This is a genomic window from Shinella sp. 838, assembly GCF_029623935.1.
GTDB lineage: Bacteria > Pseudomonadota > Alphaproteobacteria > Rhizobiales > Rhizobiaceae > Shinella.
Genome location: NZ_JARSBQ010000006.1, coordinates 24,718 through 47,284, shown reverse-complemented (window position 1 = coordinate 47,284; position 22,567 = coordinate 24,718). Strand labels below are relative to the sequence as shown.

At 66.0% G+C, this 22,567-nt stretch carries 22 protein-coding genes; 11 read left to right on the top strand and 11 right to left on the bottom strand.

Features of this window, described 5'->3' with window-relative positions; genetic code table 11:
- Positions 1-5: 5 nt before the first annotated feature.
- The 10 genes from P9A16_RS18925 to P9A16_RS18880 all read right to left on the bottom strand — a co-directional run bounded on the left by P9A16_RS18925 (position 6) and on the right by P9A16_RS18880 (position 9,505).
- Entirely contained in the window at positions 6-413 is a 408-nt protein-coding gene (locus P9A16_RS18925) for a cupin domain-containing protein (RefSeq protein WP_023515581.1), read from the bottom strand.
- Positions 414-421: 8 nt separating this feature from the next.
- The gene (locus P9A16_RS18920) at positions 422-1,798 is read right to left on the bottom strand and encodes an NAD-dependent succinate-semialdehyde dehydrogenase (RefSeq protein ID WP_023515582.1); all 1,377 of its coding nucleotides are present in this window, start codon (positions 1,796-1,798) and stop codon (positions 422-424) included.
- Positions 1,795-2,580 carry a hydroxypyruvate isomerase family protein gene (locus P9A16_RS18915; protein ID WP_023515583.1) on the bottom strand — a complete coding sequence of 262 codons (786 nt, stop codon included), beginning with the start codon at positions 2,578-2,580 and terminating at the stop codon, positions 1,795-1,797. Before P9A16_RS18915 ends, P9A16_RS18920 begins: the two co-directional genes overlap by 4 nt.
- Positions 2,580-3,659, bottom strand: coding sequence for an Ldh family oxidoreductase (locus tag P9A16_RS18910; protein WP_023515584.1), 1,080 nt, complete (start codon positions 3,657-3,659; stop codon positions 2,580-2,582). Before P9A16_RS18910 ends, P9A16_RS18915 begins: the two co-directional genes overlap by 1 nt.
- A gap of 82 nt (positions 3,660-3,741) precedes the next feature.
- Positions 3,742-5,259, bottom strand: coding sequence for a tripartite tricarboxylate transporter permease (locus P9A16_RS18905; protein WP_023515585.1), 1,518 nt, complete (start codon positions 5,257-5,259; stop codon positions 3,742-3,744).
- 1 nt (position 5,260) lies between these two features.
- Entirely contained in the window at positions 5,261-5,734 is a 474-nt protein-coding gene (locus tag P9A16_RS18900) for a tripartite tricarboxylate transporter TctB family protein (protein WP_023515586.1), read from the bottom strand.
- Between the two features lie 30 nt (positions 5,735-5,764).
- Positions 5,765-6,718, bottom strand: a complete 954-nt coding sequence (locus P9A16_RS18895; protein ID WP_023515587.1) for a tripartite tricarboxylate transporter substrate binding protein — start codon at positions 6,716-6,718, stop codon at positions 5,765-5,767.
- Positions 6,719-6,934: 216 nt separating this feature from the next.
- Entirely contained in the window at positions 6,935-7,237 is a 303-nt protein-coding gene (locus P9A16_RS18890; protein ID WP_023515588.1) for a DUF4387 family protein, read from the bottom strand.
- On the bottom strand, positions 7,230-8,588 hold the full coding sequence (locus P9A16_RS18885; RefSeq protein WP_023515589.1) for an acyclic terpene utilization AtuA family protein: 1,359 nt from the start codon (positions 8,586-8,588) through the stop codon (positions 7,230-7,232). Before P9A16_RS18885 ends, P9A16_RS18890 begins: the two co-directional genes overlap by 8 nt.
- A complete protein-coding gene (locus P9A16_RS18880; protein ID WP_023515590.1) occupies positions 8,585-9,505 on the bottom strand; it encodes a GntR family transcriptional regulator in 921 nt (306 codons plus the stop codon). Before P9A16_RS18880 ends, P9A16_RS18885 begins: the two co-directional genes overlap by 4 nt.
- A gap of 213 nt (positions 9,506-9,718) precedes the next feature.
- Between P9A16_RS18880 and P9A16_RS18875 the strand changes: the two genes are divergently transcribed.
- Positions 9,719-10,591, top strand: coding sequence for a GntR family transcriptional regulator (locus P9A16_RS18875; RefSeq protein ID WP_023515591.1), 873 nt, complete (start codon positions 9,719-9,721; stop codon positions 10,589-10,591).
- Between the two features lie 132 nt (positions 10,592-10,723).
- Positions 10,724-12,241 (top strand): malonate--CoA ligase, encoded by a 1,518-nt coding sequence (locus P9A16_RS18870; RefSeq protein ID WP_024270061.1) that lies wholly within the window; start codon positions 10,724-10,726, stop codon positions 12,239-12,241.
- A 68-nt stretch (positions 12,242-12,309) separates the two neighbouring features.
- Here P9A16_RS18870 and P9A16_RS18865 read toward each other — a convergent pair whose 3' ends face one another.
- Positions 12,310-13,077 (bottom strand): SDR family NAD(P)-dependent oxidoreductase, encoded by a 768-nt coding sequence (locus P9A16_RS18865; RefSeq protein ID WP_023515593.1) that lies wholly within the window; start codon positions 13,075-13,077, stop codon positions 12,310-12,312.
- A 249-nt stretch (positions 13,078-13,326) separates the two neighbouring features.
- Here P9A16_RS18865 and P9A16_RS18860 point away from each other — a divergent pair, with 249 nt between their 5' ends.
- From P9A16_RS18860 to P9A16_RS18820, 9 genes are all read left to right on the top strand, one after another.
- On the top strand, positions 13,327-15,657 hold the full coding sequence (locus P9A16_RS18860; protein WP_278025902.1) for a mechanosensitive ion channel domain-containing protein: 2,331 nt from the start codon (positions 13,327-13,329) through the stop codon (positions 15,655-15,657).
- Positions 15,658-15,804: 147 nt separating this feature from the next.
- The gene (locus P9A16_RS18855) at positions 15,805-16,389 is read left to right on the top strand and encodes a tyrosine phosphatase family protein (RefSeq protein WP_023517402.1); all 585 of its coding nucleotides are present in this window, start codon (positions 15,805-15,807) and stop codon (positions 16,387-16,389) included.
- A gap of 214 nt (positions 16,390-16,603) precedes the next feature.
- Entirely contained in the window at positions 16,604-17,989 is a 1,386-nt protein-coding gene (locus tag P9A16_RS18850; protein ID WP_371260087.1) for a TrkH family potassium uptake protein, read from the top strand.
- 245 nt (positions 17,990-18,234) lie between these two features.
- On the top strand, positions 18,235-18,621 hold the full coding sequence (locus P9A16_RS18845; RefSeq protein ID WP_156031816.1) for a hypothetical protein: 387 nt from the start codon (positions 18,235-18,237) through the stop codon (positions 18,619-18,621).
- Positions 18,622-18,709: 88 nt separating this feature from the next.
- On the top strand, positions 18,710-18,928 hold the full coding sequence (locus tag P9A16_RS18840; protein WP_023517405.1) for a hypothetical protein: 219 nt from the start codon (positions 18,710-18,712) through the stop codon (positions 18,926-18,928).
- Positions 18,928-20,388: a TolC family protein gene (locus tag P9A16_RS18835; RefSeq protein ID WP_037405313.1), complete on the top strand. Its 1,461-nt coding sequence runs from the start codon at positions 18,928-18,930 to the stop codon at positions 20,386-20,388. The genes P9A16_RS18840 and P9A16_RS18835 overlap by 1 nt, the downstream gene beginning before the upstream one ends.
- 14 nt (positions 20,389-20,402) lie before the next feature.
- Positions 20,403-21,761, top strand: a complete 1,359-nt coding sequence (locus P9A16_RS18830) for a multicopper oxidase family protein (protein ID WP_023515007.1) — start codon at positions 20,403-20,405, stop codon at positions 21,759-21,761.
- A 32-nt stretch (positions 21,762-21,793) separates the two neighbouring features.
- Positions 21,794-22,261, top strand: coding sequence for a cupredoxin domain-containing protein (locus P9A16_RS18825; RefSeq protein ID WP_037405311.1), 468 nt, complete (start codon positions 21,794-21,796; stop codon positions 22,259-22,261).
- Between the two features lie 17 nt (positions 22,262-22,278).
- Positions 22,279-22,563, top strand: a complete 285-nt coding sequence (locus P9A16_RS18820) for a copper-binding protein (RefSeq protein WP_023515005.1) — start codon at positions 22,279-22,281, stop codon at positions 22,561-22,563.
- Positions 22,564-22,567 lie beyond the last annotated feature (4 nt).

The window sequence follows — 22,567 nt, the reverse complement described above, 5'->3', positions numbered from 1 at the left end:
CTCCTTCATTTCGCTGCATGGCCGTGTTCGGCATCGATCGACCGGCTCTCGCCGGACGCGACCATGGTGCGGGTGGCATTGACCGTGGCGTAGGTCCAGAAGATGCGCATCGGCTTGTCGGAGGCGTTGATGAAGCGGTGCGGCACGTTGGCGGGGATCCAGGTCGTGTCGTTGGTGGAAAGATGGTGCTGCACGCCATCGATCTCGGCGATCGCCTCGCCCTCGATCACCATGACGCTTTCCTCGCAATTGTGGAAATGCAGGCCGATGGCGGCGCCGGGATCGAAGGCTGTGATGCCGTTGATCATGCTGGTGGAGCCGCAGCGACGGGTGACGAGCGGCGTGGTGCGCGCGCCGCCGCCGCGGTCGTTGGTCTTCAGCTCGTGCGGGCGCAGGATAGCGGGTTCGGACATTGGGGACCTCACTTGGAAGGACCGATCCAGACGGTCTTGATGTTGACGAATTCGCGGATGCCATAGACGCCGAGTTCACGCCCGTAGCCGGAGCGCTTGATGCCGCCGAAGGGGTAGCGCGGGTCGGAGGCGGTCATGCCGTTGATGAAGACGGCGCCGGCATCGATGCGGGCGGCGAGTGCTCGTCCGCGGGCAGCATCGCCCGTCCAGAGTGCAGCGCCGAGGCCGTATTCGCTGTCATTGGCCATGGCGACGGCCTCGTCCGCGTCCTTCGCGCGGATGATGGCGGCGACCGGGCCAAACGTTTCCTCGCGGAAGGCCGTCATGCCCGGCCTGACGTGGTCGAGCACGGTCGGTGGATAGTAGAAGCCATCGCCTTCGAGCGGCTCGCCGCCGAGTTTCAGCACGGCCCCCTCGGCAAGCGAGCGCTTGACTTGATCGTGCAGACCGGTGCGCAGGTTTTCGCGCGCCATCGGGCCGATTTTCGTGTCGCGCTCCATCGGATCGCCGATCTTCAACGCGGCGGCCTTTTCGACGAAGAGCGCGGTGAAGCGATCAGCGACGGCCTCCTCCACGATGAAGCGCTTGGCGTTGACGCAGGACTGGCCGACATTGATGTAACGCGCCTTGACGGCGGTCTCGGCGGCGGCCTCCAGATCGGCATCGGCGAGCACGATGAACGGATCGGAGCCGCCGAGTTCCAGCACCTGCTTCTTCAGCGCCTTGCCGGCCTGCGAAGCGACGATGGCGCCGACTTCGGTCGAGCCCGTCAGCGTCACGGCGGCGATGCGCGGGTCGGCAATGAGGCCGGCGACCTTGGACGTGTCTATGAGCAGTGTCGCCGTCAGCCCGGCCGGGGTGCCGGCGGCGTCCATCACCTCCTGAACGGCAAGCGCGCATTCCGGCACGTTGTTGGCGTGCTTGAGGATCGCGCCGTTGCCGGCGGCAAGCGCCGGGGCGACGAAGCGGAAATACTGCCAGAACGGATAGTTCCACGGCATGATCGCCAGCACCACGCCGAGCGGTTCGAAGGCGACGACGCTCTCGCTGGCATTGGAGGCAACGGGCTCGTCGGCGAGATAGACCGGCGCATGCTCGGCGTAGAAATCGCAGTTGTAGGCGCATTTCTCGATCTCGGCCTCGGCCTCGGCGATGGGCTTGCCCATTTCGCGCACGATCATCTCGGCGTACCGCGCCTTGCCGGCGCGCAGCGCCGCGGCCATGCGGGTGAGCAGCGCCACGCGCTCGCCGACCGGGACGCGCCGCCAGGCGCGCTGTGCGCGGGCTGCTGCCTCCAGCGCAGCGTCCACGGCGGCATCGTCCTGCAGGTCGAAGCTGCGGATGGGCTTTCCGGTGGCGGGATTGACGGAGGTGATCGCGGTCATGGGGAAACCTTTTCGGAAAGGAGCCGCTTCCAGCCGGGAAGGAAGGACGTGCTGGCGGATGTCGCGGCGGAGGGGATGTATTCGAAGCCGATGGCACCGGCGTAACCGGCTGCCGTGAGGGCGGCGAGCATGGGCTCGAAGGCGAGCGTGCCGGTTCCCGGCTCGTGGCGGCCGGGGTGGTCGGCGATATGGACATGGCCGATGCGGTCGGCATTCTGCGCGATCCAGAGGCGCGGGTCCTCACCGAGAACGGTGGCATGGTAGGTGTCGAACAGCAGGGCGAAACGGCCGTGGAACTGGTCCTGCAACTCTGCCGCAAGGGCAAGGCTGCCCATATGGTAGCCGGGAATGGTGATCGCCTCGACGAGCACCCGCACGCTACTGCCTTCCACCTGGTTCAGCGCCCAGGAGAGGTTCAGCCGGTAGGTCTCAGCCGCGTCCAGAACGCCGCCCTTCGGCACCCCCGCCATGGGATGGACGAAGGGGCAGCCGATCTCCAGCGCATAGGCAAGCGCCCGGTCGAAGCCGGCGCGGAACGCAGCCTCGCGGCCGGCAAGGGCGGCAAGGCCCTTTTCGCCCGCGGCTGCATCGCCCATGCCCGACGTGACCTGTGAGAAGGTGAGGTCGAGATCGGCAAGGCGGGCGCGCATCTCCTTCGCCGGCACGGCAAAGGGCTCGGGATGCTCGACGGCGGTGAAGCCGTCGCGTGCCGCCGCCGCCGGCCGTTCGGCAAGCGGCAGGTCGCCATAGAGGTAGCCGATGTGGGCGGAGAGGCGGTTCATCAGGCTGCCTCGAAAGGGGCCGCGCTGCCTTCCGGGAAGGCGACGCCGGGGCCTTCACCCTCGGCGATGAGATCCGCGACGACATTGCCGGTGACGGGGATGCCGGTGCGGCGGCGTTCGTCCTCGCGGCGCTGCTCGGGCTCGCCCGGCATCATGATCTCGTCGACGCCGGCCGCGCGCGGCAGCACCTTGATGCGCTCGTAGAACTCGTCCATGCGCGCGCCAAAATCATCGAGCGACAGGAAGAGGTCCGGCTTGATGGCGAAGAACAGGTGGCCGACATTCTGCGGCTCGGAATGGTCGAAATAGAGGCTCTTCACGTCGCCGCCGAAATTCGCGCCGGTGAGGACACCGGACATCAGGTCCATCAGCGTCGCCAGCACCGAACCCTTGACGCCGCCGAAGGGCAGGCAGACGCCCTCGAAGGCCTTGGCGGCGTCCGTGGTGGGGTTGCCGTCGACATCGAGCGCCAGGCCCTCGGCGATGGGGTCGCCCTTCATGGCCGCGAGCCGGATCTTTCCGCGCGCGATGACCGTCATCGCCATATCCATGACATAGGGCGGGTGCTTGCCGCCCGGAATGCCGGCGGCGATGGGGCTTGCGCCGAGGAAGGTGGTGCGCCCGCCCCACATCGGAATGGCGGGCGAGGAATTGGTGAAGATCATCGAGATGAAGCCGCGCTCGATGGCGCGCAGCGCATAACACGCTCCCATGCCGAAATGCGTTGAGCGGTTCACGCCGGCAAGGCCGATGCCCATCTCGCCGGCAATGTCGCAGGCGGCGTTCATGGCGATGTTGGAGGCGACGAAGCCCATGCCGTTGTCGCCGTCGACCGCGGCGACGGCGCCGGCCACCTTCGTCACCTTCACCTCGGGGCGTGGATTGACGAGGCCGCGCTTCAGCCGCTCCAGATACATCGGGATGCGGCTGACGCCATGGCTGTCGACGCCGCGCAGGTTCGCCTTGACGAGGTCGCCCCCGATCAGCGCCGCATCGGCCTTGCTCATGCCGACGGAGAGGAACATCTCGGTGGCGTAGCGGGTCAGGTCTTCGGCTCGGAAGTAAAGCGTTTCAGCCATGGTGGGCTCCCTGAGGGTTGCGTTTTCCCATCCGGCCGCAGGGGTGCGGCCGGTCGGGCATTGGCATCGGTGGTGGGCGGCGTCAGGCGCCGGCGGTTTTGTCGGGCATGTCGATCTTGCGGGTGCGCCGCCAGTGCAGCATTGCCGGCACGATGAGGATCAGGGCGGAGATGGCGACGAGCACGGCCGAGAGCGGGGTGGAGACGAAGACCATCGGATCCCCCTGCCCCACGGCGAGCGCCCGGCGCATCTGCACCTCCGCCATCGGCCCCAGAATGAGACCGATCAGCACCGGCGCGATCGGGAAGTCATAGACACGCATCGTGTAGCCGAGCAGGCCGACGCCGAACATCATGGCAAGGTCCACCCAGGAGTTGGATACGCCCCAGATGCCGACCAGCGAGAAGATGAGGATGCCGGCATAGAGATAGGGACGCGGGATGAAGAGCAGCCGTACCCAGAGCCCCGCCAGCGGCAGGTTGAGGATCAGCAGCATCAGGTTGCCGACATAGAGCGAAGCGATGAGGCCCCAGACGAGATCGGCGGAGTTGATGAACAGCATCGGCCCCGGCTGCAGCCCGTAGTTCTGGAAGGCGGCGAGCAGGATCGCCGCGGTGGCCGACGTCGGCAGCCCGAGCGTCAGGAGCGGCACCAGCACGCCCGCAGCGGCGGCGTTGTTCGCAGCCTCCGGACCCGCCACGCCCTCGATGGCGCCGTTGCCGAACTCTTCCGGATGCTTGGTCAGCTTGCGCTCGACCGTATACGAGAGGAAGGTCGGGATTTCTGCGCCGCCGGCCGGCAGCGCGCCGATGGGAAAGCCGAAGAAAGTGCCGCGCAGCCACGGCTTCCACGAGCGCTTCCAGTCGTCCTTCGTCATCCAGATGCCGCCGGCGAGCGGATTGAGGTTGGGCTTCTGCAGGCCGAAGCGGCTGGCGACATAGAGCGTCTCGCCGATGGCGAAGAGCGAGACGAGCACGACCGTCATCTCGACGCCGTCCATGAGGTCGGGCACGCCGAAGGTCAGCCTCTGCAGGCCGGTCTGCTTGTCGATGCCGACGACGCCGAGCGACAGGCCGAGCAGGAGCGCGATGAAGCCGCGCACCTTGGACGTTCCCATCACGACCGAGACGGAGAGGAACGCGAGCAGCATCAGGGCGAAATAGTCCTGCGGCTTGAAGATGAAGGCGAGCTCGGCGATGGGCGGCGCCAGGAAGGTGATGCCCAGCGTGCCGATGGTGCCGGCGACGAAGGAGCCGATCGCGGCCGTGCAGAGCGCCGCCGCGCCGCGACCCTGGCGGGCCATCTTGTTGCCCTCGAGCGCGGTCATCATCGCGCCGCTCTCGCCGGGCGTGTTGAGCAGGATCGAGGTGGTGGAGCCGCCATACATGGCGCCGTAGAAGATGCCGGCGAACATGATGAAGGCCGCGGTCGGTTCGATATAGACGGTGACGGGCAACAGCAGCGCGATGGTCAGCGCCGGGCCGATGCCGGGCAGGACACCGATGGCGGTGCCCATGAAGGTGCCGACGAAGGCCCACATCAGGTTCTGTGGCTGAAGGGCGACGGAAAAACCGTTCATCAAGCCGGTGATCGCGTCCATCCTACACCCCCATCATCGGAAGAAGACCGCCAAGCTGGACACCCAGCTTGCGGAAGAGCCACCAGCACAACAGCGAGAAGCCGAGGCCGAGCACCAGGTCGAGATGCCAGCGGCGCGACTTGAAGGCCGCGGCCACCAGCACGAAACAGCCGGTGCAGGTTATGACGAAGCCGAGCGGCTTCATCGTCAGCATCGGCAGGGCGCAGGCCGCCGCGGCAAGGCAGAGCGCGGTGTAGTTGACCGCGTGGTCCTCACTGACGTCCTCGGCGTCCTGTTCCTCGAACGGAACGCCCCGGTAGATCTGCAGTGTCAGCAGCAGGCCCATGAGGACCAGGCCGATCCCGATGGCCGAGGGCATGAAGCCCGGGCCGACATGGGCGTACTGGTCGAACTGGGGCAGTTCCGCGGCCTTCCAGAAAACGATGGCTCCCCAGCCGACCGTTCCCGCCGCAAGCCAATAGGGGCGTTCCGTCATGTCAGACATCCTTTCGAAAAGCGCCGCGGCTTACTTGACGAGGCCGGCTTCCTTCAGGATGGCGCCGATGCGGGTCTTTTCGTCGTTGAGAAACGCGACGAAATCGTCTCCGGCGAGGTAGGCGTCTTCCCAGCCCTGCTTGGCGAGAATGTCCTTCCAGGCAGCGCTTTCATGCATCTTGGCAAAGCGGTCGAGCCACATCTTGCGGCCGTCCGCAGACATGTCGGGCGCACCGACGATGCCGCGCCAGTTGCCGACGACCACGTTGAGGCCGGCTTCCTTCAGGCTCGGCGCATCGATGCCGTTGACGCGGCCTTCGGAGGTGACCGCGATGATGCGGATGCGGCCGGCATCGGCCATCGGCTTGAACTCCGAGACGCCCGAGACGGCGACCGTCACGGCACCGCCGCCGAGCGCGGTCACGGCTTCCGCACCGCTGTCATAGGGGATGTAGTTCAGCTTGGCCGGCTCCAGGCCGCTTTCCTTTGCGATCAGCGCCATCACGATGTGGTCGACGCCGCCGGCTGAGCCGCCGCCGATCGACACGGCGCCGAGGTTTTCCTTCATCGCCTTGACGAGATCGTCCACCGTCTTGATCGGGGAATCGGTCGCGACGGCGACGACACCCGTATCGTTGGTGAGGCGCACCAGCGGCGTCACGTCGTCGAGCGTGACGGGCGAGGAGTTGAGCAGGATGCCCCCGACCATGATGACGCCCATCGACATGACGGCATTGTCGTTGCCGCGGTTCGCGCCGACGAACTCGGCAAGACCGATCGTGCCGCCGGCACCGCCCTTGTTGGTGAAGGTCGCGCCGTCGGCGAAGATGCCTTCCTTCGACATCGCGTCGAACGGCAGGCGCGCCATGGCGTCATACCCGCCACCGGCACCGCCCGGCGCCATCACCACCGCCGGATCGGCAAAGGCCGGCGCTGCGGCCGAAAGCGAAAACGCCACTGCGGCGGCAAAAACTGCTTTGATCATAATTTCCTCCCAATAAGTCCGGGCTGAAAGCCCTGGTGCTGCCGAGCCGGCAACACAGACATCGGCCTCCTTGCCGTTGTCGTATTAATACACTTACGACAATCTGGCCGCTTGTCAACATTGTTTTGCCGGGGGACGGGGAGAAGGCGTCGCGGTGGCCGGCGTGTCCCCCGCCGATGGCGAGGGACGGGATCGGGAAGGTGCGTTCGGGACCGGTCAGTCGATCTGCAGTTCCTCCAGGAGGCAGGCCCAGCCGGCACCGTGCATGTCGCGGTCGGCGCGCGTGCCCTGGACGACGGGGCGCGGCACGGAGAATTTCACGACGTTGAGCGCGGGAATGTCGAAACGCTTGAGCAACTGCTGCTCGACGCCGAAGAGCCGCGCCACGGTGGCATCCTTCAGCCCGTCACGCACCCGGGCATAGGTCGCCGGATCGTCGCAGAAGACGTCGATCGTCAACCAGAACGGCCCGGCATTCTTGGAGCGTACCTTGCTGACGAGGCTTCCCAGTTCAGGCATGTCCCACCTCATGGGTTTCGAGCACGAAGGCGGCGAGCGGGTCGTCCAGCTCCATCACATGGTTGAGGCAGAACTCGTAGAGCGCGCCGCGCTGCATTTCGGCGGGCGAGAAGGGAAAGGCGAAGGTCGGCATCGGCTCGTCCTCGGTCAGGGGATGATGCAGGAGATAGGGGTTGAGGATTTTGCCGGCCTCGGCCGCCTGTTCGGCGGTCGGGCAGGTGAGAATGCCGAGAATGCCGACCTCGACGGGAATGTCGTGACGGTTCTCCAGCGCGCCGAGCGTCGCATCCATGCCGATCAGCCGGATCTCGACGCTGAAGGCATCGGGGGCGAGACCCATGCGGGCGACGATCTTGTCACGCACCTTGGCCTCGATATCCGCCGCCCATTCGCGCACATGCTGGACATAACGGCGCTCGCGCACCACGGCGAGGCCGACGGTCTGGTAGCCGACGATGCGGGCGCCCTCCAGCTTGACCGTGTAGCGCCCCGGCACCCATTTCGAGCCCTCGACACGCACCCGGCGCCCGTCGAGCGCCTCGTATTCGGACCGCGTGACGTCGAGATGGCCGCCCGGCTCGTGCAGGATGAACGGATCGGAATTCTCGTAGAGCATATGGGCGGAGACGGTATAGGGCGTCGCGGCGGCGTCTGCCGCCATCGGCTCGATGGTGAAGCCGGAGGCGTCGAAGTCGATCTGGATCACGCCGGAATTGGGCTGCGTGGTGGCGAGCGCCCCGCATTCGCCGACCTTGGCGCCGTGCCATGCGGCGCCGGCATGGTCGCCGCGAACGACCGGCAGCGCCGCGATGATGGCGGTGTCCGTGGTGCGCCCGGCAATAACGATATCCGCCCCGGTGGCGAGCGCCGCCGCGACCTGTTCGACGCCGGCGAGGGCGACGATGTTGGTGCAGTCGTCGACGATGGCCTCGTTGACATCGGGTGCGGCCGGCAGCGCGTGCAGACGGCCGTCGCCGAGCGCGGCCTTCACCCGCTCCTTCGGCTGGCCGGATTTCAGCGTGGCGACCTTGACCTGCATGCCCTCCTCCAGGGCGATCTCGCGGGTGATGTCGAAAAGCCAGTCCACCGCATCATCCGCGCCGCAGGTGCCGGCGGTGCCGATGACGAGCGGAACGCCGGCCTTCGCCCGCGCCTGCATCAACTCGCGCCATTCCACCTTGGTCGAGGCGCGCGAATATTTCGAGACGCCGCGCCCGAGATAGGACGGGCCGCTGTCCGTCGAGCCGCCGTCGATGGCGATGATGTCGGGCTGGTTGGCGACGCCGCGCTCCAGCGCCGCGCGGTCATAACCCAGACCCAGCGCGCCTGCGGGTATAAGTACGCGTGTCATGTGTCATCTCCCTTGTCCGGCCCGCCAGCGGGGCCACCGGAAAACATTTCGGCGCGGGCCTTGCGCAGCTTGGCCTTGCCGAGGTGGTTGTGCATCAGGTCCGCCGCCTTCGCGGTGTCGCCGACATCAAGCGCATCGAGGATCGCAAGATGCTCGGCATTCTGGCCACGCACCTGCTCGGCGTTCAGCGTCTGGCGGTATTCGATCAGGCGGCGAAGCTGGTTGAGCTTCTGCACCGTGTTGATCAGGAAACGATTGCCGGAGAGCGCGGCGAGGCCTTCGTGAAACGACGAATTCGCCTCGAACAGCTCCATCTGGCTCAGCCGCTGCCAGCCGCCGTCGGCGACGATCTCCTGCCGGCGGCGCAGGTCCGCGAGGATGACGGGATCGGCGCGGAACTCGGGTGAGCGGATGCCGTGCACCTCGATCACCTGACGCAGGTCGTAACATTCCCGGTAGGCCTCGACGGAATCGATCAGCACCGCGAAGGTCCAGCCCCGGCCCTCGTTGCGCTCGATCCAGCCCTCGCCGGAGATGCGCGTCAGGATGCGTCGCAGCCCCAGCCGCGACACGCCGTAGCGCCGCATCAGGTCGGTCTCGCTCACCCGGTCCGGCAGGCGGCGCGACAGGCGGTCATCGGCAATGCGCAGATAGGTCGCCTCGTCCGACGTATCGTTGGCGGCGGGCAGCGGGTCGGCGGCGATGCGGTCGGGATCGCGCAGATAGAAGCCCTTGTTGGGCACCTGCTCGACAATGCCCTGGTCCGCCAGAATGCCGAGCGCCGAGCGGATCGGCTGGCGCGACGTGCCGAACAGGGACTGGAAGCTGGCTTCTGTCAGGTGCTGTCCCCGTTCCATGGCCGATGTCCTGATATGGCGGACGATCTTGTCCGCCAGCGAGCGATGAAGTTCGTTCATGATCGACCCCTGGATGGTATTAAGCGCGTATATACGACAATCCGTAGGCAATCAATCAATCTGGCCGCGCCGTTTCCGCCGGCCGCCTTCTCATGGTATTTCGAAATGACAAAAGTCCAATAGTCTGAATCATGGTACTATGCAAGCGCAAAGGACCAGCGCTTGGCGAAGGCTGTGGAACGTGCGACAAGACCGGGCCATCCAGGAGCATCCATGACCCAGATATCCAGCCCCCTCGCCCGTGAGATCGCCCGGCTCGTGCATGCCGAACGGTTGGCGCCGGGCGAGCCGCTGACCGAGCGCAGCCTTGCGGAGCGCTTCCTGGTCTCGCGCTCGCCGATCCGCACCGCATTGCGCGAACTGCAGCAGGCCGGCGTTTTGGCTGCGGCCGAGCGCGGCGGCTTCAAGGTGGCCGATCCCTCCGCCGCAAGGGCCCTTGCCGCCAGCGAGCCGGCGCCCGACGGCGGAGAGGAGGTCTATCTCGCCATCGCGCGCGACCGGCTGGCCGGCGAAATTCCCGACCGGGCGAGTGAAAACGAGCTCCTGCGCCGCTACGGCATCACGCGCCCGCGCCTGCAGGCCCTGCTCCGGCGCATGTCGGAGGAGGGCTGGGCGGAGCGGCTGCCGGGGCACGGCTGGCGTTTCCTGCCGGTGTTGACCTCGATGGAAACCTACCGGCAGAGCTACAGCTTTCGTCAGGCGATCGAGCCGGCCGCATTGCTGGAGCCGGGTTTTGTGCTCAATCGCCCGGTGCTGGAGCGGCATCTCGAACAGCAGCGGCGCTTCGTGGCGGGGGAGATCCTGGAAATCTCGGCGGTTCGCCTGTTCGAGACGAACAGCGAGATGCACGAGGCGATCGCCGAATGCAGCCGCAACGCCTTCTTCATCGAAAGCCTGAGGCGTGTCGACCGGCTGCGCCGGCTCATCGAATACCAGCAGCGGGTGGACCGCGAACAGGCCCGCCAGCGCTGTGCCGAACATGTGCACATCCTCGAACTGGTGCTGGACGGAAGGAACGGCAAGGCCGCCGAGGCGATGCGCAAGCATCTGAGCGCCCTCGGGCCGCTGAAGGCGCCTTCGCCCTGAACCGGCCTGCAGGGAATTCGAGTTGTCGCGCGGAGCTCCACAAGGCTAGTGTACCCGCGCGGCCTGCAGGGTGAGGGGAACCCCGGCGCGGGCAGCGCGGGACAGTATCGGCACTACGAGGGAAACGAGCCCATGAGCAACCACCTCTTCGACGCAATCCGGGCGGAGGCACGGCCGGAGGCGGCCTTCATCGAGACCGGCGACGGGCGTCGATGGACCTATGGCGACATGATTGCCCTTTCGGGGCAGCTGGCGGGTGCTCTTGCCACGCGCGGCGTCCGGCCGGGGGATCGGGTCGCCGTGCAGGTGGAAAAGAGCGCCGAGGCGCTGATGCTCTATCTCGCCTGCGTCAGGGCCGGTGCCGTCTACCTGCCGCTCAACACCGCCTACACATTGGCGGAACTCGACTATTTCATCGGCGATGCCGAGCCGAGACTGGTCGTCGTCTCGCCGGGCGCCCGCGACGGCGTGAGCCCCGTCGCCGGCAAGTACGGCGCGGCCGTCGAAACGCTGGATGACAAGGGCGGCGGCTCGCTGCTGGAGCTTGCCCGCACGGAGACACCCGAATTCGCCGATATCGGGCGCGGTGCGGATGACCTTGCGGCGATCCTCTATACGTCGGGCACGACCGGCCGCTCCAAGGGCGCGATGCTGACGCATAACAATCTCCTGTCCAACGCGCTCGCCCTTCGCGACCACTGGCGCTTCACCAGCGCCGACCGGCTGATCCATGCCCTGCCGATCTTTCACACGCACGGCCTGTTCGTCGCCTCGAACGTCACGCTGCTGTCAGGCGCGTCGATGTATCTCCTGCCGAAGTTCGATGCCGACGAGGCGCTGCGCCTGATGGCGGACGCCACCGTGATGATGGGCGTGCCGACCTTCTATGTCCGCCTCGTGCAGCATGCCGGCCTGACGCCGGCGGCGACGGCCGGCATGCGGCTCTTCGTGTCCGGCTCGGCGCCCCTTCTTGCCGAGACGCATCGCAGTTTTTCGGAAAAGACCGGCCACGCCATCCTCGAGCGCTACGGCATGACCGAGACCAACATGAACACCTCCAACCCCTATGACGGCGAGCGCATTGCCGGCACCGTGGGCTTCCCGCTGCCGGGCGTTTCGCTGCGCGTCACCGAGCCGGAAACCGGCACACCGCTGCCGGATGGCGAGACCGGCATGATCGAGGTGAAGGGACCGAACGTCTTCAAGGGCTACTGGCGCATGCCGGAGAAGACCGCGGCAGAGTTCCGCACGGACGGGTTCTTCATCACCGGCGATCTCGGCCTGATCGATGCGCGGGGTTATGTGCACATCGTCGGGCGCGGCAAGGACCTCGTCATTTCCGGCGGCTACAACATCTATCCCAAGGAAGTGGAAACCGAGATCGACGGCATGCCCGGCGTCGTCGAAAGCGCGGTCATCGGCGTGCCCCACCCCGATTTCGGCGAGGGCGTGACGGCCGTCGTGGTACGCCAGAAGGGCGCGACCATCGACGAACAGGCGGTGCTCGACGGGCTGAAGGACCGGCTGGCGCGCTACAAGCAGCCCAAGCGCGTGCTCTTCGTCGACGACCTGCCCCGCAACACGATGGGCAAGGTGCAGAAGAACGTGCTGCGCCAGACCTATGCGGACCTCTATTCCGGCAAGCCATAGGCACGGTACCGGTTTTAGGATCGACCAAAGAGCGGGAGCAGGTCCCGCCCCTTCGCCGACCTTATCCTTCAGACGGCAGTAAAGCCGTTGTCCACGAAGAGATGAGTGCCCGTGATGAAGCGGGACTCGTCGCTGGCGAGGTAGAGCGCGGCGCGCGCGACGTCCTCCGGCTCGCCGATGCGCCCCTGCTGCGCGGCAAGGGCCGCATCGGAAACATCGACGCCCAGCGCCTGCAGGTCCTCGATCTCGCGCAGGCCGTGCGGCGTGCGGATGAAGCCCGGGCAGACGGCGTTGCACCGGATGTTGCGGTCGCGGAACTCCACGGCGATCGCCCGTGCGAACTGGTGCACCGCTCCCTTGGTCGTGTCGTACAGCACCTCCATCGGTGTTGCTGCGACGGCCGAGATCGAGGAGGTGCAGACGATGGCGCCCTCGCCTGTCGAGATCATGCCGGGAAGGACGGCGCGGGTCATCAGGAACATCGAGCGGACATTGACCGCATGCAGCCACTCCCACTCCGCCAGCGTCGTTTCGAGGAACGGCTTGATGACGATCGTGCCGGCATGGTTGAAGAGAACATTGGCCGGACCATAGGTCGCCTCGACACCCCTGACCGCCGCGTTGACGGCGTCCTCGTCGGAAACATCCGCCGTCCAGAAGGCGGCTTCGCCGCCTGCGGCGCGAATGGCCGCGACCGTAGCCTCCGCCGCCTCCGCATTGCGGTCGATGATCGCCACGCGCGCCCCTTCGGCGGCAAAGAGTTTCGAGGAGGCGCCGCCCATGCCCGTCGCGCCGCCTGAAATGATCGCGGTCTTGTTCTTCAGTCTGTCTGCCATTTTGAAATCTACCCGTCCCTCTGGATTTTCCGTTGCCCTCCGAGCGGGAGGACGGGCCCAAGCTAGACCATTTTCCGCGGCGATGTGCAGCGGTTTTGCAGCCTGCCTTTCGGTGGCAAAAGTGTGGCCGAGAATTGAAACCGGCGATGGCCGTTCTGCGCGGCATGTACTAATATTCCTTTGGACACCCGAAGGGTGCCGGCGGCTCCAGGCAGTGGCGCCGTCCATCAAGGGGAGATCATGACATCTATGGTGACTGCAATCCGCGATCTCTTGCCCTGCAGGATGCTCTTCGGGGCGATGATCCTCCTTCTCGCCGGCCTTGCCCAGCCTGCGCTGGCGCAAGATGCCGACACGGCGCCGCAGGACAAGCTGCGCGAGATATCGCGCCTGCTTGCCGATCCCGATGTTGCCGCTTGGCTGGAAACGACCCGCAAGGACGAGACCAAGGCGGACGAAGCGCCGGCCGGCGGCATGGGGTCGATGATGCAGTCAGGCTATGTCGCCGACAGGCTCGACGTGGTCCAGCGCCGCATCGACACCATCATGCGGGGCAGCATGGAGCTTGGCGGCGGCGCCAGCACCGCCCTGTCGCGGCTGCGCGCCGAAGTCACCCAGATCGGCGCCCTGCGTCTCCTCACGCTGCTGATGCTCGTGCCCCTGCTCGCCATCGGCTTCGAGCGGCTGTTCAACCACCTGTCCGGCCGGCACTGGCGCCGCGCGGAGGCGGGGCCGCGGCCCGATCCGGTGGGCGTGGTGCCGATGGGGCTGCATGTCGGTGGGCAGGCCATCAGCTTCGCCGTCGGCGCGCTGCTGCCGCTCGCCATGGTCGCCTGGCCGCCGCTCCTCCAGCGCACCGCGCTCATCCTCGCCATTGCCGCCATCCTTGCCCGCTTCGGCAGCCTCATCGGCGCCTATGTCGTCTGGCTGCTCGAACAACCAGCCCGCCGTCCGGCGCCTGTCGTCGAAACGGCGCCGGCCGAGGGCGAGATACCGGCCGTGCCGGGTGACGCGGCCCTCATTGCCGAAACGCCGGCGGTCACGCTGCCGGAAGGCGACGGTGCGGCCGCTTTCGCCATGCCGGCCGCCACCGAAACCATGCCGGATGCCGACGCTGTCGTTGCGTCGGCCGAGGAGTCCCCTCCTGTACGTCGCATCACGCCGGAGCAGGCGCACTACTGGTTCACGCGGCTGCAGCGCGCGCTGCGCTTCTTCGCCGTCGGCTGGGTCGTGCTGGAATCGATGCGGGTGTTCGGCTTCTCCCAGGGCTCGATGCTGCTCGTCATGTTCGCCTTCGACCTCGGTCTCTTCACCATCGCCATCGAGGCGGTCTGGTCGCGCCCGCGCCGGGCCGACCAGACGGACACCACCCGCAAGATCTGGTCCTGGCTGGCGACGGTGGCAGTCATCCTGCTGCTTGTCGTCTGGACGGCCGGGCTGCATCTTCTGTTCTGGGCCGGCATCGTGGCGTTCGTATTGCCCCCGCTCCTGCGTCTGACGACGGCGATCGTCGCGCGCCTGCATGGCGGCGATGAGGTGGATCGCCCGACGGGCATGTACTTCGTCATCGGCGAACGCGGTGCGCGCGGCGTCGTCATCATCCTGTGTGCCTGGCTGGTGGCCGCCGCCGCCGGTGTCGATGCCGCCGGCATGATGGGCGCCGGGGAAACGCTGGTCAGCCGCGTCGCCCATGCCATCACCCAGGCGATCGCCGTGCTGCTGGTCGCCGATATCGCCTGGCAGTTCCTCAAGGCGGAGATCGCCGCGCGCATGGCCGATGGCCCGCTCGACCGCCGCGTTTCCGACGAGGAGCGCGGCCGCAACGCCCGCATCCGCACGCTGCTGCCGATCCTGCGCAACATCCTCGCCGTTACGCTCGCCGCCGTCGCCGTGATGATGGTGCTGACCAGCCTCGGCGTCGATATCGGCCCGCTGATCGCCGGCGCAGGCGTTGCGGGCGTCGCCATCGGCTTTGGCGCCCAGACCATCGTCAAGGACCTGATCTCGGGCATCTTCTATCTCTGGGACGACGCCTTCCGCATCGGCGAATATATCGAGACCGGAAAGTACAAGGGTGTCGTCGAGAGCTTCTCGCTGCGCTCGGTCAAGCTGCGCCACCACCGCGGTCCGCTCACCACCGTCCCCTTCGGCGAGCTCGGCGCGGTGCAGAACATGAGCCGTGACTGGTCGGTCATCAAGTTCAACCTCTCCGTCACCTACGACACGGATCTCGAAAAGCTGCGCAAGGTCATCAAGCGCATCGGCGCGGAGATCGCCGAAAAGCCGGAATACAAGGATATCCTGCTCGAACCGCTGAAGATGAAGGGTGTTTCCGATTTCGGCGAATATGCCATCGTCGTGCGTGTCGGCTTCACCACCAAGCCGGGCGAGCAGTTCATGATCCGCCGCGAGATCATGAATCGCATCAAGCTCGACTTCAAGCAGAACGGCATCCAGTTCGCCTCCCCCACCGTGCAGGTCGGTGGCCACAGCGGCGAGGGCCAGGCCGAGGCTGCGGCGATCGAGGCCCACCGCCGGCGCCAGGAGACGCTCGCCGCCGCCAACGGGGCAGGTGCCTGATTGTCAGCGCGAGGCCCCCGGATTTGGCCCTATCGGCGCCCGCCTGCCTGTCGTAGAAGCAGGCGGCGCGCGACATGCTTTCGCCCTCGTTTGGCGCCAGCGTTGACGTGGCGATGGGCCGAAGCAGCAGGATTGGAAGGATAGACCATGGATGTGATTTTTACCCCGGAACTGACGGTTTGCGGGATCGATGAACTGCCGGCTCAGCGTGAGCGCAAGGTGACCCACGTCCTGTCCATCGTCGATCCCGATCTGCCCGAGCTCGAGGCCTTTGCGACCTATGCCCGGCATCACCGCACGACGCTGCGTTTCCATGACATCATCGCCGCCCTGCCGGACCAGGTGATGCCCCGGCCGGACCATGTCGAGGCGATCCTGCAGTTCGGCGCGGATTTCCAGGCACGGCAGGACAGCCAGGGACCGAGCCACCTCCTGGTCCATTGCCATATGGGCGTGTCGCGCTCGACGGCCGCCATGCTGACCCTGATGGCGCAGGCCAACCCCGGCGAGGCTGCCGAGGATCTTTTCACCCGCCTCGTCGCCATTCGCCCGCAGGCGTGGCCGAACTCGCAGATGATCGGCTTTGCCGATGCCCAGCTCGGCCGCAAGGGCGAACTCAACGCTGCGCTCGGCCGCCACTACGGCCGCCAGATCAAGAACCGCCCGCAATATACCGAATGGATGACGCAGCTCGGCCGTGAGGCCGAACTGCGCATGGCCGTACTCGACTGAGCCCAGTCCGCTGCCGCGACTGCCGCCCATCCGCCGGAAGGCGCTTCCGGGCGGCGGTCTTCCGGTGTAGGGAGAGGAACCTGAAAGCCTGCGGCAGCAGCCGGAGGGCGCGGTCGGCCCATGCCTTGATGAGGGACCATCTTCCTTGAACGCCACGATCTACCGGTCCGCCATCAACATTTCGGCGATCTGCGGGCTGTATCTTGCCGCCGCCATGCTCGTACCCGCCATGGTCGACATTTATTACGGCCATCGGGACTGGCAGGTCTTCGTGCTGTCGGCGGTGCTCGTCGGCGGCGTTTCTCTGCTTGCGGCCGCGGCGACCCGCTCCGGCCCGCCGCCCTTCAACAAGAAGATGGGCTTTCTGCTCGTCAACCTGCTCTGGCTGGTCTTCTCGCTCGTGGGCGCGGTGCCCTTCATGTTGTCCTCGCTCGACATGGACTTCGCCAAGGCGCTGTTCGAATCGGTCTCGGCGATCACCACGACCGGCTCGACCGTCATTGCCGGGCTGGACCACGCTCCGCCGGGCATCCTGATGTGGCGCTCGCTGCTGCACTGGCTGGGCGGCATCGGCATCGTCGCGCTCGGCCTTTTCGTCATGCCCTATCTCAGGGTCGGCGGCATCTCCTTCTTCAAGATGGAATCCTCCGACACGAACGACAAGCCGTTCGCCCGCATCGCCAGCTTCACCCGCGCCTTCGTGCTCGTCTACGTGCTGATCACGCTCGCCTGCACGCTCACCTATGCCGTGCTCGGCATGAGCCGCTTCGATGCGCTCAACCATGCCATGGCGACGGTGGCGACCGGCGGGTTCTCCACCCATGACGCTTCCTTCGGCTATTTCAACAGCCTCCCGCTGCTGTGGGCCGGCACGTTCTTCATGACGGTGTGCAGCCTCCCGTTCTCGATCCTGATCGTCTTCATGGTGCGCGGCCGGCTCGACGCGCTGCGCGACCCGCAGATCGGCGTCTTCCTCGCCTATCTCGTCGCCTTCTCGGTGGCGATCGCCGTCTATCACCGACTGAACAGCGGCGTGCCCTTCCACGCCGCGCTCGCCCATTCCTTCTTCACGGTCTCGACGATCCTCTCGACGACGGGCTTTGCCAGCGAGGACTATACGCTCTGGGGGCCCTTCGTCGTCGCCATGGCGTTCTTCATGACCTTCATGGGCGGCTGCTCAGGCTCGACGGCGGGCGGCATCAAGGCCTACCGCTTCATCATTCTCTTCAACATGATCCGCACTGGCCTCTACAAGCTGATCTATCCGAACGGCATCCATGCCGTGCGCTACGGCAGGATGACGGTGGATCCCGAACTGCAGCGCGCTGTCGTCCTGTTCTTCACCACCTATCTGATGCTCTGGGCCGCCGGCAGCCTCGCCATGTCGGCCTTCGGCTACGACGTGCTGACCTCGACGTCGGCCGTCATCACCGCGCTTTCGAATGTCGGCCCGGGCATCGGCGCCATCATCGGCCCGGCCGGCAATTTCTCGACCATCTCCGACCCCGCCCTCTACCTGCTCTCGGTGATGATGCTGCTCGGTCGCCTCGAGGTGCTGACGGTGCTCGTGGTGCTGACGCCGCTTTTCTGGAAGAGCTGATACCGCCGCCGCTCCCTTACAAATTTGTAAGGTTTGCGAGAGGTGAGGGAAAAATCGTCGCCCTAGCCTTCCCGTGCTGCATGTCGCAGCCGTGAACGAGGACCTGGACGATGCTCAAACGAACCGCCTTCCTCCTGGCCGCCCCGCGTGCTGCCCGTCTGTCTTTCGACGGGGGGCGTGCAGTTTGAGAGCGGGGCCGGTTGACAATCTTCAAGGCTCCGGTGATTTACGGGATCATGAGCGGCATGCTTCGATTCGCCTCTGCAGCGGCAACGCTGATTTTTCGACTGGTGATCGTCGTGTCGCTGGCGGGCTACAGCCTGTCCTCGGCAAATGCCGCCATGCATCCGCAGACGCCGGCCGCAGCTTCCCAGATCGAAGCCGATCATACCGCCTCCCATGGCACCGACCACGCCGCCGTCGCGGACGAGGATCACCATGGCGGCGGTGAGCGGCAGGCGGGCGCGAAGGACACCAAGCCGGACTGCTGCCAGGATTATTGCGGCGTCGCGGCCATCGACTGCGACAGCGCTGCGCTGGCCCATCCGCGTCTTGATCCCGTGCTTGCGTTCATCGACGACAACGATCTCGTCGGCCTTGCACCCCGTCTGCACCTGCCGCCCAATATCTGAGATTCCGCAGACCCCTTGAGGGTGTTGCAGTGCCCGTGCGCGGCAACGCGCGCCGGCGCCTTCGTCATCTATTTCTCGGATTTTCACCATGAAACTCATGTTCCTGGTGGCTGCCATTCCGCTTGTCGCGAGCGGATGCGCATCCACGCTGCCCGAAGTCGTCGCTTCGTCCCATGATCCTGACACCGCCGTAGCGGCTCCCCTTGCCTATCAGAGCCCCATCGGCGCCTATTCCCATCGCATGCCCGTTGATCCCAAGCCGTGGCGTGGCCTCAACGACGATCAGGCACCGAAGGGCGGTGCATGATGGTATCGCTGAAGATGAAGCTGGTCGCCTCGCTTGTGCTTCCCCTGTTCGCCACCGGCTGCGTCAGCACCGGCTATTCGGCGAAGACGGCGGGCTTTTCCGACGCTTCGGCCAAAAGCGCGGAAGCCACGGGCAAGCAGACCGTCTGGGTGCAGAACCGCCAGCAGGCCGAAGAGACCCGTCAACGCGTGAAGGCGCTGATGGCCAGGAAGTCGATCGACGTCGAGACCGCCGTCCAGGTCGCGCTCCTCAACAACAAGGGCCTGCAGGCGGCCTATGCCGATCTTGGCGACAGCGCCGCCGACGCCTGGCAGACCCAGCTTTCCGTGCTGCCGACAGTCTCCGTCGGGCTCTCCGGCATCGGCACGCCGGGGCTTGAGGCCTACCGGGTTCTGGAGGGGGCCATCGCGGCGAACATCCTTGCGCTCGCCACCTACGACCGGGACATCAAGCTGGCCGAAACGCGCTTCCGGCAGGCGCAGCTGAACGCTGCGGTCGAGACGGTCTCGCTGGCGGCGGAAACCCGCCGTGCCTGGATCAATGCCGTCTCCGCCTGGGAGAACGTCACCTATCTCAACCAGGCCAAGGTGGCCGCCGACGCGGCTTCCGAACTCGCCACGAAGATCGGCGAGGCCGGGTCGATGCCCAAGGCGGACCAGGCCCGCGAGCACGTCTTCTATGCCGAGCTGACGGGAGAGACCGCCAAGGCGCGGCTCGCCGCAAAGCTCGCCAAGGAAGAGCTGGTCCGGCTGATGGGCCTGTCGGGCTCGGACATCGAGTTCCAGATCCCCAACCGCCTGCCGTCGCTTCCCAAGGCGCTGGCCAAGCGGGACGATATCGAGGCCGAGGCCATCCACAAGCGCATGGACATGCAGGTCGCCCGGCTGGAGCTTTCGGCGACGGCCCAGTCCTACAAGCTCACCGACGCCACCCGCCTCGTTACGGATATCGAGCTGGTCGGCACGCTGGAACAGGAGCGTGAGCGCGAGGACGGCAAGATCCGCCGGAGCATTTCCAAGACGGCGGGGCTGGAATTCACCATCCCGATCTTCGATTCCGGCCAGGCCCGTATGCGCAAGGGCGAACTCGCCTATATGCGGGCGGCCAACCAGCTCGCGGAAAAGGCGGTCAACGTCCGTTCCGAGGCGCGCTCGGCCTATGTGGCCTACCGGTCGACCTACGACATCGCCCGACACTACCGCAACAGCGTCCTGCCGCTGCGCACGGCCATCGAGGAGCAATCCATGATGACTTACAACGGCATGATCACCAGCACCTTCGAGCTGATCGCGGACAGCCGCGAGAAGATCGACTCCACCCTCCTTGCCGTCAACGCCAAGCGCGACTTCTGGCTCGCCGAAGCGAACCTTGCCCCCGTGCTTTACGGCGGCAGCACCGGTTCGGCGGCGGCGGAAGGCGGCGCGGCACCGGCTGAAGAAGCCGAAAGCGCCGGCCATTGAGAAAGGAAACGACGATGTTCAACAGAAGACAGTTTCTCGGGGCCGGCGCTGCAGGCGCGGCGCTCGTCTCGTCCACCGCCTGGGCCCAGACCTCCAATATGGGCCTGCCCGAGGCGGCGGTCATGGATAGCGCGGCCACCCAGTTCCCGGTGCGTCCCACCACCGGCCCGGACTACACGCCTGTCGTCACGCTTAACGGCTGGACGCTCCCCTACCGCATGAACAATGGCGTCAAGGAATTCCACCTGATCGCCGAGCCTGTCGAGCGCGAGATGGCGGAGGGCATGACGGCCTATCTCTGGGGCTATAACGGCCAGTCGCCGGGCCCGACCATCGAGGCGGTCGAGGGCGACCGGGTGCGCATCTTCGTGACGAACAAGCTGCCGGAGCACACGACGATCCACTGGCACGGCATGATCCTGCCCTCGGGCATGGACGGCGTCGGCGGGCTCTCGCAGCCGCATATCCCGGTCGGAAAGACCTTTGTCTACGAGTTCGACCTCATCAAGTCCGGCACCTTCATGTACCACCCGCATTCGGACGAGATGGTCCAGATGGCGATGGGCATGATGGGCTTCTTCGTCGTGCATCCGAAGGACCCGGCCTTCATGCCCGTCGACCGGGATTTTGTGTTCCTCCTGAACGCCTTCGACATCGAGCCCGGCGCCTATGTCCCGCGCATCATGGAGATGACCGACTTCAACCTGTGGGCCTGGAACAGCCGTGTCTTCCCGGGGATCGACCCCCTGGTGGTCTCCAAGAACGACAAGGTCCGCGTGCGTGTCGGCAACCTGACGATGACGAACCACCCGGTGCACATGCACGGCTACGATTTCGAGGTGACGTGCACGGACGGCGGCTGGGTCCGACCGGAAGCGCGCTGGCCGGAGGTCAGCATCGACATCCCCGTCGGGGCGATGCGGGCCTACGAGTTCGACGCGAAATATGTCGGCGACTGGGCGATCCATTGCCACAAGTCGCACCACACCATGAACGCCATGGGGCACGACGTCCCGACATTCATCGGCGTCGACAAGAAGGAGGTCGCCAAGAAAATCAGACAGTTCCGTCCCGAATACATGCCCATGGGCACCGCCGGCATGGCCGATATGGGCGCAATGTCGATGGAGATACCGGAGAACACGATCCCCATGATGAACGGCTGGGGCCCGCATGGCCCGATCGAAATGGGTGGCATGTTCTCGGTCGTGAAGGTCCGCGAGGGTATCTCGGCGGGCGATTACAGCGATCCGGGCTGGTACGAAAACCCGCCCGGCACGCAGGCCTGGGAGTGGACGGGCGCCTTGCCCGAAACGACCAAGGCCAAGGACGCGAAGACCACGATTACCCCCGGCCACGCCAAGCACGGCTGAGCCAACCCCCTCGAAACGAAGGATATGAAATGATGAAGACCGCACTGACCGCGCTGCTGCTCGCAGCGGGCTTTTCGACGAGCGCCCTTGCCGATGCCGGCCACGGTGCCATGGCTGTCGGCGAACCCGGCAAGAAGGCCGAGGCCACCCAGACCATCCGCGTGACGATGAAGGAGACCGACGACGGCAAGATGATCTTCACGCCGAGCACCTTCAAGGTCCGCAAGGGCCAGACGATCGTCTTCGCGATCAAGAATTCCGGCGAGCTCGACCATGAATTCGTGCTCGACGAGGAGAAGGAGGTCATGAAGCACAAGGCGGTCATGGAGAAGTTCCCGGAAATGGAACACGAGGATCCCAATGCCATCCGCCTTGCCCCCGGCAAGGCCGGCGAGGTCGTCTGGAAGTTCACCAATGACGGCGTCTTCAAGATCGCCTGCCTCGTGCCGGGGCACTACGACGCCGGCATGCACGGCGACATCACCGTCGCCAAGAAGTGAGAAGAAAGGAGAACATCATGAAATTCATCGCAAAAATCGCTCTTTCCGCAGCGCTCGTCCTTGCTGCCGCCTCCGGCGCCTTCGCGCAGGAATTCACGAACGGCACGGTCAAGAAGGTGGACGAGAAGGCCAAGAAGGTCACGCTCGTCCACGAGGAGCTGAAGAACCTCGAAATGCCCGCCATGACCATGGTCTTCCAGGTCGCCGACGCGGCGCTCATGGAGAAGCTCAAGGCCGGCGCAAAGGTCGAGTTCGTCGCAGAGCGGGTCAATGGCAAGCTGACGGTCACGCAGGTGAAGTAAGGCC